Below are 13,381 nucleotides of genomic sequence, written 5' to 3'. Positions count from 1 at the left end.
ATGATCAGTAGTCTTCAATCAACTTAGGGCTGTAATATGCTTTGATCTCCTCGGGAGAAGGCGTTTTCAGCGGTCTGACAACGCGAAAACCTACAAACGACGCGCTGGTCATCCACCATTCGGATTTCGGCAATTGTGGGTCGAGGATTTTCCATTCAGGCTTCGAAGCTACACGGGCTGCGCTGCGGAGATCGGCCGCTTCGTCGTCCCATGAACCACCGCGAACGGACGTAGGGTAAAGTTCGGTAACCGGTGCAAATGCTTCGCCTTTGGGCTGTTTCGCGTAATAATCAGGAATGTACTGGTCAAGCGTCCATTCCATTACATTGCCGTGCATATCGTGTAATCCCCATGCGTTCGGCTTTTTTGTTCCTACTTTTTTATAAGCGGCATCGCTGTTTTTGCGGTACCATGCATATTCATCGATTTTCGACTCATCACCGAAAGAATAAGCTGTTTTAGAACCGGCGCGGCAGGCATATTCCCATTCTGCTTCGGTTGGAAGGCGGTAGAAAACACCTGTTTTTTCATACAACCACTTGCAGAAATAGATTGCCGCGTATTGCGTCATGTTGATCGCCGGATAACCCGAACGGCCCATTCCGAAAGACATGTCTACATAAGGAGGGGAAGGGCGGGTACTTGCGTCGGTTTTCTGAACGCTCTTGTCAGGATCCGGGTGGCGTGCGCCCATTTCCTTTTCCATATTCTTGAAAGCGTACAAATCGTAAATGTCCCAGGTTATCTCAGTTTTGCCCATCCAGAAAGGCTCGATTTTGACCTTGTGCTGGGGACCTTCGTCGGCTCTGCGGCCTTTTTCATTGGCCGGGCTGCCCATCGTGAATTCACCGCCAGGAATCGCGACCATGTCGTACACCTGAGGGCTACCCCCGATTTTTTGGGTGTAAGTCTTGAAATTACTCTCCTGCGCTACTGCTTTAAAACAAAGAAAAACGGTTAAGATTAGGTAAAGGGATTGTTTGGACATGATAATGAATGTGTTCAATGGAACCATCTAACTGAATATAAGTGGCAATATTAGCCTATTTACCCTATGAAAGCGAATTTTTTCTTCGTTGTTTAATATCTGTCCTAACTTTGCATATACAGAATTTCACATTTGAACATGAACTATCTTTCGGCGGAAAATATAGCAAAGTCATTCGGTGACCGGTGGCTGTTTAAGAATATCAGTTTTGGGATCAGCAAAGGCGATAAGGTGGCGTTAATCGGAACGAACGGCACCGGAAAAACCACATTTCTGAATATCCTCACAGGCAAGATCCCCGCCGACGAAGGTGAGGTAAGCATCCGTAAAGACATCCGCGTTGGCTATCTCGACCAGAGCCCTGCATTTGATGAATCCCTGCCGGTGCTGGAAGTGATATTTTCATCGAATAACCCGGTTGCACAGGTGGTGAAGCGCTACGAGCATGCCATTGAGAATGACCTTCACGACGAGCTCGCGGAAGTAATGGAGGATATGGACAAGCTGAATGCATGGGATTTTGAATACAGAACAAAGGAAGTTCTTGGTCGGCTCGGCATTCACCACACCGATAATGCCTACGGAACACTCTCCGGCGGCCAGCGCAAGCGCGTGGCTTTGGCCAAAGTGCTCCTCGAAGATCCTGACCTGCTTATTCTGGATGAGCCAACCAACCACCTCGACCTCGATACCGTCGAATGGCTGGAAGAATATCTGAATACTTCAAATACGACATTGCTGGTAGTAACCCACGATCGTTACTTCCTCGACACCGTTTGCAACCAGATGCTCGAACTCGACCATGGTTCGGCATATACTTATAAAGGAAACTACTCATACTTCCTCGAGAAGAAAGCGGAGCGCGAGGAACTCGAAGCAGCGACGATCGACAAAGCGCGTAACCTTATGCGCAAGGAGCTGGAATGGATCAGAAGGCAGCCGAAAGCGCGTGGTACCAAGGCCAAATACCGCATTGACGCATTCGAGGATTTGAAAGAGAAGGCCAGTCAGAAGAAGTTTGATGTGCAAATGGAGCTCAATGTGCGGACCTCGCGCCTGGGCAGCAAGATCATCGAGCTGGAAAATATCAGCAAGGGCTTCGGCGAACGTCAGCTGATCAAAAACTTCGAGTATACGTTCCGTCGCGGCGACCGCATTGGTGTGGTGGGCAAGAATGGAATGGGCAAATCGACGCTCCTGAACATGATTACGGGCGAATTGCAGCCTGATAAAGGTAAGATCAGTACCGGAGAAACGGTCCAGTTTGGCTATTACAAACAAACGGATCTGGTGTTTAATGAAAACCAGCGCGTCATCGACATCGTAAAAGATGTAGCTGAGGTAGTACAGTTGGGGACTGGCGAAACAGTGACTGTGGGCGTTCTGTTGCAGGCATTCCTTTTCTCGCCGTCAAAGCAATATGATTTTATATCGAAACTAAGCGGAGGAGAAAGGCGTCGTTTGCAGCTTCTATTGATTCTGATCAAACAGCCGAACTTCCTGATCCTCGATGAGCCTACAAACGATTTGGATATCGATAGTTTGAATGTGCTCGAAGAGTTTCTGCTCAATTTCCCGGGCTGTCTGATGATCGTTTCTCACGACCGCTACTTCCTTGACAGGCTCGTGCAGCATATTTTCGTGTTCGAAGGAGATGGTAAGATCAGTGATTTCCCGGGTAACTATACTGAACTGAGGGATTATCAGGATGAGCAGGAGGCCGAAAAGAAACTAGCAGCGACGAATGCGCCCAAGCCTGCTGCGCCCGTTGTACTAGCTCCCAGGGAACCGGTAGCAGCAACGCCTGCGGCTACTGCAAAACGGAAACTAAGCTACAAGGAGCAAAAGGAAATGGAGCAGCTGGAAGCGGATATTGCTAAAATGGAAGTGACGAAAACACAGCTGGTAGAAAACCTGAACAAAGGGGGCTCCCACGAGGATCTGGCCAAATGGTCGAAACAGATAGAGGAAATCAACGACAGTCAGGCCGAGAAGGAGATGCGCTGGCTGGAACTGTCGGAAAATGCTTAATTTTAAAAAGTCAACAAACAGGTAGCTGCGGGCCGGAGACGGTCGCAGCTGGCCGCCGGCAGTTATTCGCCGGCAACCCAACTCAGATTATAGCTTATGGATTCAATTGTCGAGTTTTTCCAGTACATCGTTAATTCGGAGGAAATCATCCGTACTGGCGGGCTCCTGGTGATTACTTTTATTGTATTTGCTGAAAACGGGTTGTTTTTCGCATTCTTTCTGCCAGGCGATTACCTTGTTTTCCTCGCGGGGGTGTTTTGTGGTACCGGGATCCTCGATGTGCCGATCCTCATTTTGCTGACCAGCATGCTGACAGCCGCGATATTGGGCTCGCTGGTTGGCTATGTATTTGGAAAGTACTTCGGAGATATTTTCAAAAACCGGCCCGACTCTTTCTTTTTCAAGAAAAAACACATTGAAACCACCCATAATTACTTTGAAAAATACGGAAGCCGCACGCTCATTATCAGTCGGTTTCTGCCCATCGTGCGCACATTCGCGCCTATTCTCGCGGGATTGGTAAAAATGTCTTTCCCTTCTTTTCTGATCAATAATGTGGTGGGCGGAACGATCTGGATTTTTACGTTAACAGGCGGCGGCTATCTTTTCGGAGAAAAATTCCCATGGATCGTGGATTATGTGCAGTATATCATTCTCTTCTTCCTCGCAATTACGACTTTCACGGTGATTAAAGGTTACCTGAACGCCCGGAAAGGTATGGCCGAATAATACATCAGGCTGGAACAGGTAAGACCTTTCCGGGTTTCGGGGCTTTTTGCTTCGGCAGCGCCGCCTTTCCTTTAAACAGAACCGTTACTACCAGCGATATGTCCAGCTGCAAACTGGCCGCCAGCTTTTGCAGTATCTGAATATCGAGCTTCCTCTTATTGTTTTCGATCCTGTTGACGACCGAAGCAGATACATTCAAACTAATTCCCAGCGCCTCCTGGGAGAGCCCTGCCCATTCTCTCAACTTCCTGAAATTACTTCCAAAATCTGTCATAGTGTGCTTCGTTATGAGTGGCTTGACAAATTTAGTGGCTTTTTGAAATTGCCAAACAGCCCGCACCCTTTCCCATCAATTATGTGCGGAAACCGCAAGTACCCCTGCGCTTTCCGCAACAGCACCCGGCAAGTAATTCATTTGCTTTGTGAGGTAGTTTCACATAACGCAAAATAGATGGGTGATTCATCAACAAACTTGAACCGCAATGCACTGAATGAGGCATTATACGCCATAATGCTCCACTTCGACCGATGTGTAAAGGGTAATTACGTCTGCCTGGTTTCCGGTATTTGATAAATAGCTATTGAAGATGCTAAGCTGGATAAACCGCTATGTAATTTCGGTGTGCTTATTTTTGTTGTCAGCTTTTTCAGCTGCCTCAGCGCAGAAGCCTTACTTTCTGATTCAATCCGTCGAAACAAAACATACCATCAAAGTCAAAAGGGGGCAGTTTATACGATGTATCCAAAAGAATTCCTTCGGGCAGGAGGAATTCTTATTTGGAGAAGTGGTGACCATCCGCCATGACGGGATCGTTCTTCGTGCCAACCCATTCATTCCCGGAAGCGGCGGCTTCGCTTCTTATGAGGATATTGTCAATATTGATAAGATCAAACTAATCAAAAGAGCTATGCTGCCTTCATTGTTATGCGGTTTCGCTCTTGGGAAGTTGTCGTTCGCTTTTCAGCTTTCGAAGCCAGCTACGGGACCGCTCGTAAGTATCAGTACATATCTGGTAATGTACCGTTCCGTAAAACGCAAAAGAAAGTCGCTTTTCGAAAACCGCGTGCCAGAGGCAATGATCCTGATTCCGCCGGGTGTGGATGTCCGGAATGATCGTTATTTCGAGCCTTCTTCCTCCTTAAACCAGCCCGAATAAATCAGATAATTATTGGCGGTGCGATCAATGGCGGCGTTTAACTCCGGTGAAACGTCTTTCAGGTATTTGGCGGGGTTGCCGGCGTAGATGGTGCCGGGAGGGACTTTGGTGCCTTGGGTAACAATGGCTCCGGCGGCAATGATGGCCCCTTCGCCTACAACGGCGCCGTCCATCACGATGGCGCCCATGCCGATCAGAACGTGGTCTTCGATGGTACAGCCATGCACGATGGCATTGTGCGCAATTGAAACGTAACTTCCGATCGTGGTAGCGAATCGCTGGTAGGTACAATGGATCACGGCGCCGTCCTGGACATTGGAATGATGCCCGATCCGGATGCTGTTTACGTCGCCGCGGATCACCGCATTGAACCATACAGTGCAATTTTCTCCCATCACCACGTCGCCCACAATGGTAGCGTTTTCTGCAAACCAGCAACTCTCGTCGTAGGTAGGGTGATGTCCGCGGACAGGTTTTATCAATGCCATGATCTTATTTTTATTATATTTTGGGCAATATCAGTTTTTCAGTGCGAAAAATAAATATATTTCGTTGTTGAATTAACAATTTGCCAGGTCATGCCGTCAGCTGCGAAAGTTTCAAAAGGAAGCTTGCTCATCGCCAAGCCGTTTTTGGGCGATCCCAATTTTGAAAGGGGAGTTATCCTTATGTGCGAACATAATGAACAGGGAAGTTTCGGGTTTGTGCTCAACCAAACCACCGACTTGTTCTTGGGAGATGTGCTGGACGAGACCATTTATCAGGACATCACGCTGCACCTCGGTGGTCCTGTCGAAAAAAACACATTACATTTCATCCATCGCCGCCCCGACCTCGTTGCCGGGGGAACGGAGATTATGAAGGACGTTTACTGGGGTGGTGATTTCGAAAATGTCAAAACGCTGCTTAACCTGAATACACTCAAACAGGAGGACGTCATGTTCTTTATCGGGTACTCGGGATGGAGCGGCGGGCAGCTCGACGAGGAGATCAAGCAGGATTCGTGGATCATTTCCAGTACCACTTCCGATTTCCTGTTCTCGACACCGGCAGGGAATTTCTGGCGCGAAATACTCCGTAATATGGGCGGTGAATACCGTTCCATTGCACATTACCCCATCGACCCGCGCCTTAACTGACTCCGTTAGTTAGGCTGGTTCAAGCCTCTCACCGACTCATAATCCGACTTAATCCGCGCAACCTCGTGGGTGAGGAAATGCTGTAATTCCTCATTGAAAATCTTTTTCTCGTCATCAGGCAGCGACGCGTACAAATCTTTCAGTTCCTGATTGATCGCCGCTCTCTCCTGGTCCGATCCCGCATTCATCGACCGGATGTGGAACCGTTTGAAATCGTATTTGGGCATATTCGAGTAGAGTAAGGTACAAAAATACCGAAAACCGCTTAGCTGCCGAAATTAACCTTCATTCATCCATGACATACATTCATCCAAAATCCCGGTTGGCTGCTGAACGTGAAAGACTTTGCATATGTTTGTCGTTGATATGACAACTATCATTTTAAAATGAACAGAACCTTCTTTTTTATCATACTAACTTTTATACTCTTTGCCATCGACTGGTATGTCTGGCAGGGATTAAAACTGGCCGTCCGAAGCCTGAGCCCATTAACACAACGCTGGATCGGAGGGGCATATTGGGCACTGACAATCGTTACGCTGGGCGCTTATATCGGAATGCAATTACTCCCGCCCGATTATTTCAAAAGCACTACCCGGACATTTGTATTCGCATTTATTGCCATTCCCTACTTATCCAAATTACTGGCGGTTGTGATTCTGCTCGTCGACGATGTGCGTCGCTTTTTTCAATGGATCGTCAGCTTTTTTGCGCCTTCCGTTGCAACGCCTTCACCCGAAACGGGGGAGCTAACGATCCCACGTTCGCAATTTCTGGCGACGACAGCGGTTGTTGCCGGAGCGGGGTTAATGGGCACATTCGCATATGGTATTCTCTCCGGCGCGCACGACTACCGCATTCGTCGGGTGAAAGTGCCTTTGAAAAATTTGCCGAGACAATTTCACGGAATGAAAATAGCTCAGCTTTCGGATATTCACTCAGGTAGCTTTTTCAATAAAACGGCGGTAAAAGGTGGCGTTGAAATGTTGATGAAGGAAAAGCCTGACATTGCATTCTTCACCGGCGACCTTGTGAACGACCGTGCCAAGGAAGTGCAGGATTACATCCATATTTTCGATAAAGTGAAAGCGCCGCTGGGCGTGCATTCGGTACTGGGTAACCATGATTATGGCGATTATTTCCAATGGCCCGATGCGAATGCCAAGAGCAGCAACCTCGCCAATTTGAAAAAAGCGCACGAATTGTTGGGCTGGAAACTGATGCTGGACGAAAACCGGCCCATCACCGTAGATGGCGAATCCATCGGATTGATCGGCATCCAAAACTGGGGAGCCGGTAATTTTGCCAAATACGGAAATCTGGAAAAGGCTTACGCGCATACGGATGATTATCCTGTGAAAATATTGCTCTCACATGATCCCAGCCATTGGGGAGCGCAGGTTTTGCCTCAATACAAAGACATCGACCTCGCGCTTGCGGGGCACACGCACGGAATGCAGTTCGGCGTGGAAATCGGCAATGTGAGATGGAGCCCGGTGCAATACCGTTACAAGCAATGGGCAGGGCTTTATGAGGAAAATGACCAGTATTTGTATGTCAACCGTGGGTTTGGCTACCTGGGTTATCCGGGCCGCGTGGGTATCCTTCCCGAAATCACGATCCTGGAATTGGTAAAGGCTTAAAAATTTCGGAAAATTGTGAAAGGGTTGGCGCAATGCATACCGAAACCGGCGCGCATTGCGTTGCATTAGTAACCTTTGACGATCCATCACAACGAACATGATTAAGAAAATCACTCCCTGGCTTCTGGTACTGGCTCTGATTTGCAGTATTTCAGGCGTACAGACAGTTTCGGCAGCCGCAGCTTCGGCACCGGACGTAGCGACGCCCGATGCAACCAAAGTGGAATTGTTTGGTAAAAAGAAAAAATACAAAGGTTACAAGAAGCCAAGGTCCAAGAAATTTCTCGGAATCTTCAAAAGAAAAACCGATTGCGGCTGCCCTAACCACTAGGAACTTCCCGTTCATACATTTTGTACATATTCAAGAGTAAGCATAGCCATCGATCTCTGAGAGATTTGCTTGGATTTGCTTACTTTTGTATTTTAAAATCACCTAATAGCGGCATTCTCAGCCTAACTTGAATGAAAGTTAATCTTCGAAACCAGGACAAGTTTGAAAACCGTCACCACGGTAAAGATGAACAGGAATTGCAGGAAATGTTGAAGACTATCGGAGCCGGGTCAGTAGATGAACTGATTGACCAGACTCTGCCTTCTGCGATTCGTTTACAAAAACCACTGAATTTGCCGAGGCCCAAATCGGAGCAGGAATTTTTACAATACATCAAAAGAATTGCTTCCAAAAACGCGGTGCTGAAATCATACATCGGCACGGGCTACTACGACACCATTACACCGAATGTCATTCTGAGGAATATCCTCGAAAATCCGGCATGGTATACTGCCTACACTCCATACCAGGCGGAAATCGCTCAGGGGCGTCTTGAAATGCTGCTGAACTTCCAGACAGTCGTGACGGATCTCACTGGCATGGAAATCGCGAATGCATCATTGCTCGATGAAGCTACGGCGGCAGCGGAGGCGATGACAATGCTGCACGCGATAAAAGGTGCTTCAAGAAAAAAAGCCAATACATTTTTCGTTTCAGAGCTCTGCCATCCGCAGACGATCGACCTGATCTACACCCGTGCGAAACCTGTCGGAATCGATGTGGTAGTGGGTAACCACGCAACGGTTGATCTTACCGACGAAAATATTTACGCAGCGCTCGTTCAGTACCCGGCTACCGACGGCGAGGTGATCGATTATACCGACTTTATTGCTTCGGCTCATGAGCTGGGTATTTCAGTAGCGGTAGCGGCGGACCTGCTCGCATTGACGCTCCTGAAATCACCGGGTGAGATGGGTGCTGATGTCGTGATCGGTTCTTCACAGCGTTTTGGCGTGCCGATGGGCTATGGCGGCCCGCACGCAGCTTATTTTGCCACGAAAGATGCCTTCAAACGTCAGATCCCGGGCCGTATCATCGGCGTATCGGTGGATGGCGAAGGCAATCGCGCATTGCGCATGGCGTTGCAGACGCGTGAGCAGCATATCCGCCGTGAAAAAGCGACTTCCAACATTTGTACCGCGCAAGTATTGCTGGCCGTTATCGCCGGCGCTTATTCGGTTTACCATGGACCTGAGGGTATCAAGAGCATTGCCGCACGCGTGCACGGCCTTACCCGCCTGTTTGTGGATACAGTGAAGAAATTCAATTATGAGGTTGTTACCGAAACTTATTTCGATACGGTGACGATCAATACACCATTGACCCGCAAGCTGCGCGAGCAGGCGTTGAAATGGGGTATTAACCTGAAATACCACGGTGATGAAAGCCTCTCGGTTTCGTTTGATGAAGCCAAGACGTTCGATGATGTAATCGCATTGTTGAATGTATTCGCAGAGGTTTCGGGCTTCCAGGGCGAAATGGTGATCGATGAAGATCTCGAATTCTCGCTTCCGGAAAATCTGGCGAGAACGTCGGAATACCTGACGCACCCGGTGTTCAATACCCACCACACCGAGCACGAGATGCTCCGCTATCTGAAATCGCTGGAAAACAAAGACCTTTCTTTGGTACATTCCATGATTTCACTGGGTAGCTGTACCATGAAATTGAATGCGACCGCTGAAATGATCCCGCTTACCTGGCCGGAATTTGGTGGTATTCACCCGTTTGCGCCTACCAACCAGGTAGGTGGTTATGCACAGCTGGTGAGCGAGCTAAATACCTGGCTTTGCGAAATTACCGGATTTGCAGCGATGTCGTTCCAGCCGAATTCGGGTGCACAAGGTGAATATGCAGGTCTGATGGCTATCCGTGCTTACCACGAGAGCCGCGGCGAGGCACACCGCAATGTGGCATTGATCCCTTCCTCGGCACACGGTACCAACCCGGCATCCGCTGTTATGGCCGGTATGAAGGTAGTGGTGACCAAATGCGACGAGCGCGGAAATATTGATGTGGAAGATCTGCGTGCAAAGGCGGAGCAACACGCCAACGATCTGTCGTGTTTGATGGTAACTTATCCATCGACGCACGGTGTTTACGAAGAAAGCATTATCGAAATCTGTTCAATGATCCATTCATTCGGCGGGCAGGTTTATATGGACGGCGCGAATATGAATGCACAAGTAGGTCTTACAAGCCCTGCGAGCATCGGCGCGGATGTTTGCCACCTCAATTTGCATAAAACATTCTGTATCCCTCACGGCGGCGGCGGCCCTGGTGTTGGACCGATCGGCGTTGCCGAGCACCTGATGCCGTTCCTGCCAGGTCACGTGAATTTCAGCACGCAGCCTGAGCATTTGCCGAACGGACAGGCCGGAGCAGTTTCTGCGGCACCTTATGGCAGCGCCAGCATCCTGACGATCTCTTATGCGTACATCGCGATGATGGGCGGCGAAGGCCTTACCAATGCGACCAAATTCGCAATCCTGAATGCAAACTACATTAAGGAACGCCTGAACGGACATTATGAAGTGCTTTACACCGGCACAAATGGCCGCTGTGCGCACGAAATGATCGTCGACTGCCGTGGATTCAAGGCAGCTGGCGTAGAGGCCGAGGATTTGGCAAAACGTCTGATGGACTACGGTTTCCATGCACCTACGCTTTCATTCCCGGTTGCAGGTACATTGATGATCGAACCGACCGAATCTGAATCGAAAGCTGAGCTGGATCGTTTCTGTGACGCGATGATCGCGATCCGTAACGAAATCCGCGAAGTGGAAGAAGGCGTTGCAGACCGTACAGACAACGTTTTGAAGAATGCACCGCATACATCGCGTGTATTGCTGAGCGAAAACTGGACGCGCTCTTACAGCCGCGAAAAAGCTGCGTTCCCGCTGCCTTACCTGCGCTTCAATAAGTTCTGGCCAAGCGTAAGCCGCGTCGACAGCGCTTACGGTGACCGTAACCTGATTTGCTCATGTATCCCGGTTGAAGCTTACTCAGAAGTAGAAGAAGCTTAATCTGATAGCTGATAAAACAAAAATGGAGATGTCCGAAAGGGCATCTCCATTTTTTATGTCTTGAAATAAAATTCTAAACTAGAAGTGGCGCTCGCCGATCTCTCTTTTACCTAACAATACGGCTCCCACCATTGCTACGAGCAAAAGGATCGAGGCCAGTTCAAATGGCAACAGGTAATCGCGGAAAAGCATGTGTCCCAGGCTTTCGATCATACCGATCTGCGAATCATAAGTCTGCGGGTTGAATGGCTCGATAGCGGTTTTGCGGTAAGCACCGAAAAGGATCACGAAAACAGTCCCACCGACGATTGTCGCGGCTATTTTGGTCAAATTAGTCTTGGCTTCCTCCTGGTCCTGCTTCATATTGAGGAACATGATCACGAAGAGGAAGAGTACCATAATCGCCCCGGCATACACGATAATGTTCACGGCCGCGAGAAATTGCGCATTCAGCAGAATGTAATGCCCCGAGAGTGTAAAGAACGTCAGGATCAGGTACAGAACGCTGTGAATGGGGTTACGCGATACCACAACCATCACCGCGCTCAGGATGGTCAGGAAGGATAGAAAGTAAAAAAATGATACTGCTGAATTCATAATGTTAGTAACTGCTGACAGTCTTGGTTTACCAATCAGGGAATAGCTCGTGGAACAACGTTGGTGACCTCACCGCTGGCCCTTTTGGCATCCAGCGCACGCGCTTCCTCCTTCGTCCAGGCTTCGCGGGTATAGCGGTTGTTCATATCTTCCACGAGGAGGTCTTTACCCCAGATCACCTGGTCGCGCTCGGTAAATACCGGAACGAACTCATCGTGGCGCAGGTACACGGCCTGTTTCGGGCAAGCTTCCTCGCAAAGGCCGCAGAAAATGCAGCGCAGCATATTCACTTCGTACACTGCCGCGTATTTTTCTTCGCGATACAAGTTTTCTTCACCTTTCTCGCGCTCGGCCGCTACCATTGAAATAGCCTCCGCAGGACATGCTACCGCGCACAAACCACAGGCTGTACATCTTTCACGACCTTCCGCGTCTCTTTTCAGGATATGTCTTCCGCGGAAAACCGGTCCCAGGTACCGTTTCACTTCCGGGTATTGGATCGTTACTTTCTTTGAAAAAAAGTGCTTGATCGTAATCGCCAGACCTGTTGCGATAGCAGGCAGGTAGGCGCGCTCCGCCAGCGTCATTTCTTTATTGCTTACTTGCTTTGAGCGATTTGTCAATTGCATGGCAATACGATTTTGGAATTAATTCAACCACGCGGTGATCACAGGCTTCAAGAAAAGCACAGCTGCACCGGTGATAATAATGTTAAAAATAGCAAGAGGGATCAGCTTTTTCCAGCCAAGGTTCATCAATTGGTCGTAGCGGAAACGCGGGATTGTCCAGCGCACCCACATGTAGAAGAACACGAAGAACAATGCTTTTCCGAAGAAAACAGCCGTTCCGATCAATGTCGCAATGTTGTGACCTGTATCCGGCCCGAAAGACTTCACCAGTTGCGCATACACGAAATCCATTCCCGGATAGTTATAACCGCCGAAATACAGCACGGAAATAATCGCCGAAGAAATGAACATGTTGATATACTCGGCGAACAGGTAGAAACCGAGTTTCATACTGCCGTATTCGGTGTGGTAACCACCTACGAGCTCCGTTTCGCACTCGGGAAGGTCGAAAGGAACACGGTTACACTCCGCAAAAGAGCAGGTAATGAAAATGATGAAGCCCAATGGCTGGTAGAAGATATTCCAGTTCATACCATGCTGCTGCGCCACGATCTCGCCCAGTGAAAGCGAGCTGCTCATCATCAGGATGGCGATCAGGGAAAGCCCCATTGCCACCTCGTAGCTAATGTTTTGAGAAGCTGCGCGGATTGCTCCGAGAAGCGAGAATTTGTTGTTGGAAGCCCAACCACCGACCATGATACCATACACACCCAGCGCTACAACGCCGAAAACGTAGAGGATACCGATGTTAGATTCAACGCCCTGCAATGCCACTTCATGGCCCGCAATGCGGAATGTGCTGCCGAAAGGAATTACAGCGCTCGCAAGCAATGCCGTGAGCATCGCCAAACTCGGGCCGGCGATAAAGAGCCATTTGTTGGCCAGTGCGGGAATAAAGTCCTCTTTAAAGAACATTTTACCCGCATCGGCGAGCGGTTGCAAAAGCCCGCCCCAACCGGCGCGGTTAGGCCCGCTGCGGTCCTGGATGAAACCTGCTACCTTTCTTTCCGCCCATGTGGAGTACATGGCGATGAGGAGCGTTAGTCCGAAAACGGCAACGATGGTTACGGTTTTAACAAGAAATTCTACTAAATCCATTTGAAAGCAATTT

The 13,381-nt window shown here is 49.0% G+C and carries 14 protein-coding genes; 7 read left to right on the top strand and 7 right to left on the bottom strand.

Features of this window, described 5'->3' with window-relative positions; all coding sequences use genetic code 11:
* Nucleotides 1-4: 4 nt before the first annotated feature.
* Nucleotides 5-1,015, bottom strand: a complete 1,011-nt coding sequence (locus J2Y43_RS07690) for a formylglycine-generating enzyme family protein (protein WP_409014375.1) — start codon at nt 1,013-1,015, stop codon at nt 5-7.
* 111 nt (nt 1,016-1,126) lie between these two features.
* Between J2Y43_RS07690 and J2Y43_RS07685 the strand changes: the two genes are divergently transcribed.
* Nucleotides 1,127-3,019: an ABC-F family ATP-binding cassette domain-containing protein gene (locus J2Y43_RS07685; RefSeq protein ID WP_309980507.1), complete on the top strand. Its 1,893-nt coding sequence runs from the start codon at nt 1,127-1,129 to the stop codon at nt 3,017-3,019.
* A 96-nt stretch (nt 3,020-3,115) separates the two neighbouring features.
* Nucleotides 3,116-3,748 (top strand): VTT domain-containing protein, encoded by a 633-nt coding sequence (locus tag J2Y43_RS07680; RefSeq protein WP_309980509.1) that lies wholly within the window; start codon nt 3,116-3,118, stop codon nt 3,746-3,748.
* A gap of 4 nt (nt 3,749-3,752) precedes the next feature.
* Here the strand turns inward: J2Y43_RS07680 and J2Y43_RS07675 are convergent, their stop codons facing one another.
* Nucleotides 3,753-4,022: a helix-turn-helix transcriptional regulator gene (locus J2Y43_RS07675; protein ID WP_309980511.1), complete on the bottom strand. Its 270-nt coding sequence runs from the start codon at nt 4,020-4,022 to the stop codon at nt 3,753-3,755.
* Nucleotides 4,023-4,536: 514 nt separating this feature from the next.
* Here J2Y43_RS07675 and J2Y43_RS07670 point away from each other — a divergent pair.
* On the top strand, nt 4,537-4,905 hold the full coding sequence (locus tag J2Y43_RS07670) for a hypothetical protein (protein ID WP_309980513.1): 369 nt from the start codon (nt 4,537-4,539) through the stop codon (nt 4,903-4,905).
* Here the strand turns inward: J2Y43_RS07670 and J2Y43_RS07665 are convergent.
* Complete coding sequence (locus J2Y43_RS07665; RefSeq protein ID WP_309980516.1) at nt 4,866-5,393, bottom strand: gamma carbonic anhydrase family protein; 528 nt, start codon at nt 5,391-5,393, stop codon at nt 4,866-4,868. The two genes, J2Y43_RS07670 and J2Y43_RS07665, sit on opposite strands and share 40 nt — an antisense overlap.
* A gap of 90 nt (nt 5,394-5,483) precedes the next feature.
* Here J2Y43_RS07665 and J2Y43_RS07660 point away from each other — a divergent pair, with 90 nt between their 5' ends.
* A complete protein-coding gene (locus J2Y43_RS07660) occupies nt 5,484-6,044 on the top strand; it encodes a YqgE/AlgH family protein (protein WP_309980518.1) in 561 nt (186 codons plus the stop codon).
* 5 nt (nt 6,045-6,049) lie between these two features.
* Here the strand turns inward: J2Y43_RS07660 and J2Y43_RS07655 are convergent, their stop codons facing one another.
* Nucleotides 6,050-6,271, bottom strand: a complete 222-nt coding sequence (locus J2Y43_RS07655; protein WP_223401493.1) for a hypothetical protein — start codon at nt 6,269-6,271, stop codon at nt 6,050-6,052.
* A 159-nt stretch (nt 6,272-6,430) separates the two neighbouring features.
* Between J2Y43_RS07655 and J2Y43_RS07650 the strand changes: the two genes are divergently transcribed.
* The 3 genes from J2Y43_RS07650 to gcvP all read left to right on the top strand — a co-directional run bounded on the left by J2Y43_RS07650 (nt 6,431) and on the right by gcvP (nt 11,044).
* Nucleotides 6,431-7,687, top strand: coding sequence for a metallophosphoesterase (locus J2Y43_RS07650; RefSeq protein WP_309980520.1), 1,257 nt, complete (start codon nt 6,431-6,433; stop codon nt 7,685-7,687).
* 97 nt (nt 7,688-7,784) lie between these two features.
* A complete protein-coding gene (locus J2Y43_RS07645; protein WP_309980522.1) occupies nt 7,785-8,018 on the top strand; it encodes a hypothetical protein in 234 nt (77 codons plus the stop codon).
* Between the two features lie 131 nt (nt 8,019-8,149).
* Entirely contained in the window at nt 8,150-11,044 is a 2,895-nt protein-coding gene (gcvP, locus tag J2Y43_RS07640; protein ID WP_309980524.1) for an aminomethyl-transferring glycine dehydrogenase, read from the top strand.
* Nucleotides 11,045-11,122: 78 nt separating this feature from the next.
* On the opposite strand, the gene J2Y43_RS07635 is transcribed toward gcvP, so the two are convergent.
* From J2Y43_RS07635 to nuoH, 3 genes are read right to left on the bottom strand one after another with little or no spacing between them, the layout of a single operon-like run.
* A complete protein-coding gene (locus tag J2Y43_RS07635; protein ID WP_106594063.1) occupies nt 11,123-11,641 on the bottom strand; it encodes an NADH-quinone oxidoreductase subunit J in 519 nt (172 codons plus the stop codon).
* Nucleotides 11,642-11,676: 35 nt separating this feature from the next.
* On the bottom strand, nt 11,677-12,270 hold the full coding sequence (locus J2Y43_RS07630) for an NADH-quinone oxidoreductase subunit I (RefSeq protein ID WP_106594064.1): 594 nt from the start codon (nt 12,268-12,270) through the stop codon (nt 11,677-11,679).
* Between the two features lie 18 nt (nt 12,271-12,288).
* Entirely contained in the window at nt 12,289-13,368 is a 1,080-nt protein-coding gene (nuoH, locus tag J2Y43_RS07625) for an NADH-quinone oxidoreductase subunit NuoH (protein WP_106594065.1), read from the bottom strand.
* Between the last annotated feature and the right edge of the window lie 13 nt (nt 13,369-13,381).

This window comes from Dyadobacter sp. BE31, from assembly GCF_031457695.1.
In the GTDB taxonomy this organism is placed as follows: Bacteria; Bacteroidota; Bacteroidia; order Cytophagales; family Spirosomataceae; genus Dyadobacter.
This window is presented reverse-complemented; position numbering and strand designations above follow the sequence as displayed.

Bases quoted from the DNA above. Each gene is read 5' to 3' on its own strand.
- nuoH (WP_106594065.1), bottom strand. From the start codon at position 13,368: ATGGATTTAGTAGAATTTCTTGTTAAAACCGTAACCATCGTTGCCGTT.
- J2Y43_RS07655 (WP_223401493.1), bottom strand. From the start codon at position 6,271: ATGCCCAAATACGATTTCAAACGGTTCCACATCCGGTCGATGAATGCG.
- J2Y43_RS07645 (WP_309980522.1), top strand. From the start codon at position 7,785: ATGATTAAGAAAATCACTCCCTGGCTTCTGGTACTGGCTCTGATTTGC.
- J2Y43_RS07660 (WP_309980518.1), top strand. From the start codon at position 5,484: ATGCCGTCAGCTGCGAAAGTTTCAAAAGGAAGCTTGCTCATCGCCAAG.
- J2Y43_RS07685 (WP_309980507.1), top strand. From the start codon at position 1,127: ATGAACTATCTTTCGGCGGAAAATATAGCAAAGTCATTCGGTGACCGG.
- J2Y43_RS07680 (WP_309980509.1), top strand. From the start codon at position 3,116: ATGGATTCAATTGTCGAGTTTTTCCAGTACATCGTTAATTCGGAGGAA.
- J2Y43_RS07665 (WP_309980516.1), bottom strand. From the start codon at position 5,393: ATGGCATTGATAAAACCTGTCCGCGGACATCACCCTACCTACGACGAG.
- gcvP (WP_309980524.1), top strand. From the start codon at position 8,150: ATGAAAGTTAATCTTCGAAACCAGGACAAGTTTGAAAACCGTCACCAC.
- J2Y43_RS07650 (WP_309980520.1), top strand. From the start codon at position 6,431: ATGAACAGAACCTTCTTTTTTATCATACTAACTTTTATACTCTTTGCC.
- J2Y43_RS07690 (WP_409014375.1), bottom strand. From the start codon at position 1,015: ATGGTTCCATTGAACACATTCATTATCATGTCCAAACAATCCCTTTAC.
- J2Y43_RS07675 (WP_309980511.1), bottom strand. From the start codon at position 4,022: ATGACAGATTTTGGAAGTAATTTCAGGAAGTTGAGAGAATGGGCAGGG.
- J2Y43_RS07630 (WP_106594064.1), bottom strand. From the start codon at position 12,270: ATGCAATTGACAAATCGCTCAAAGCAAGTAAGCAATAAAGAAATGACG.
- J2Y43_RS07635 (WP_106594063.1), bottom strand. From the start codon at position 11,641: ATGAATTCAGCAGTATCATTTTTTTACTTTCTATCCTTCCTGACCATC.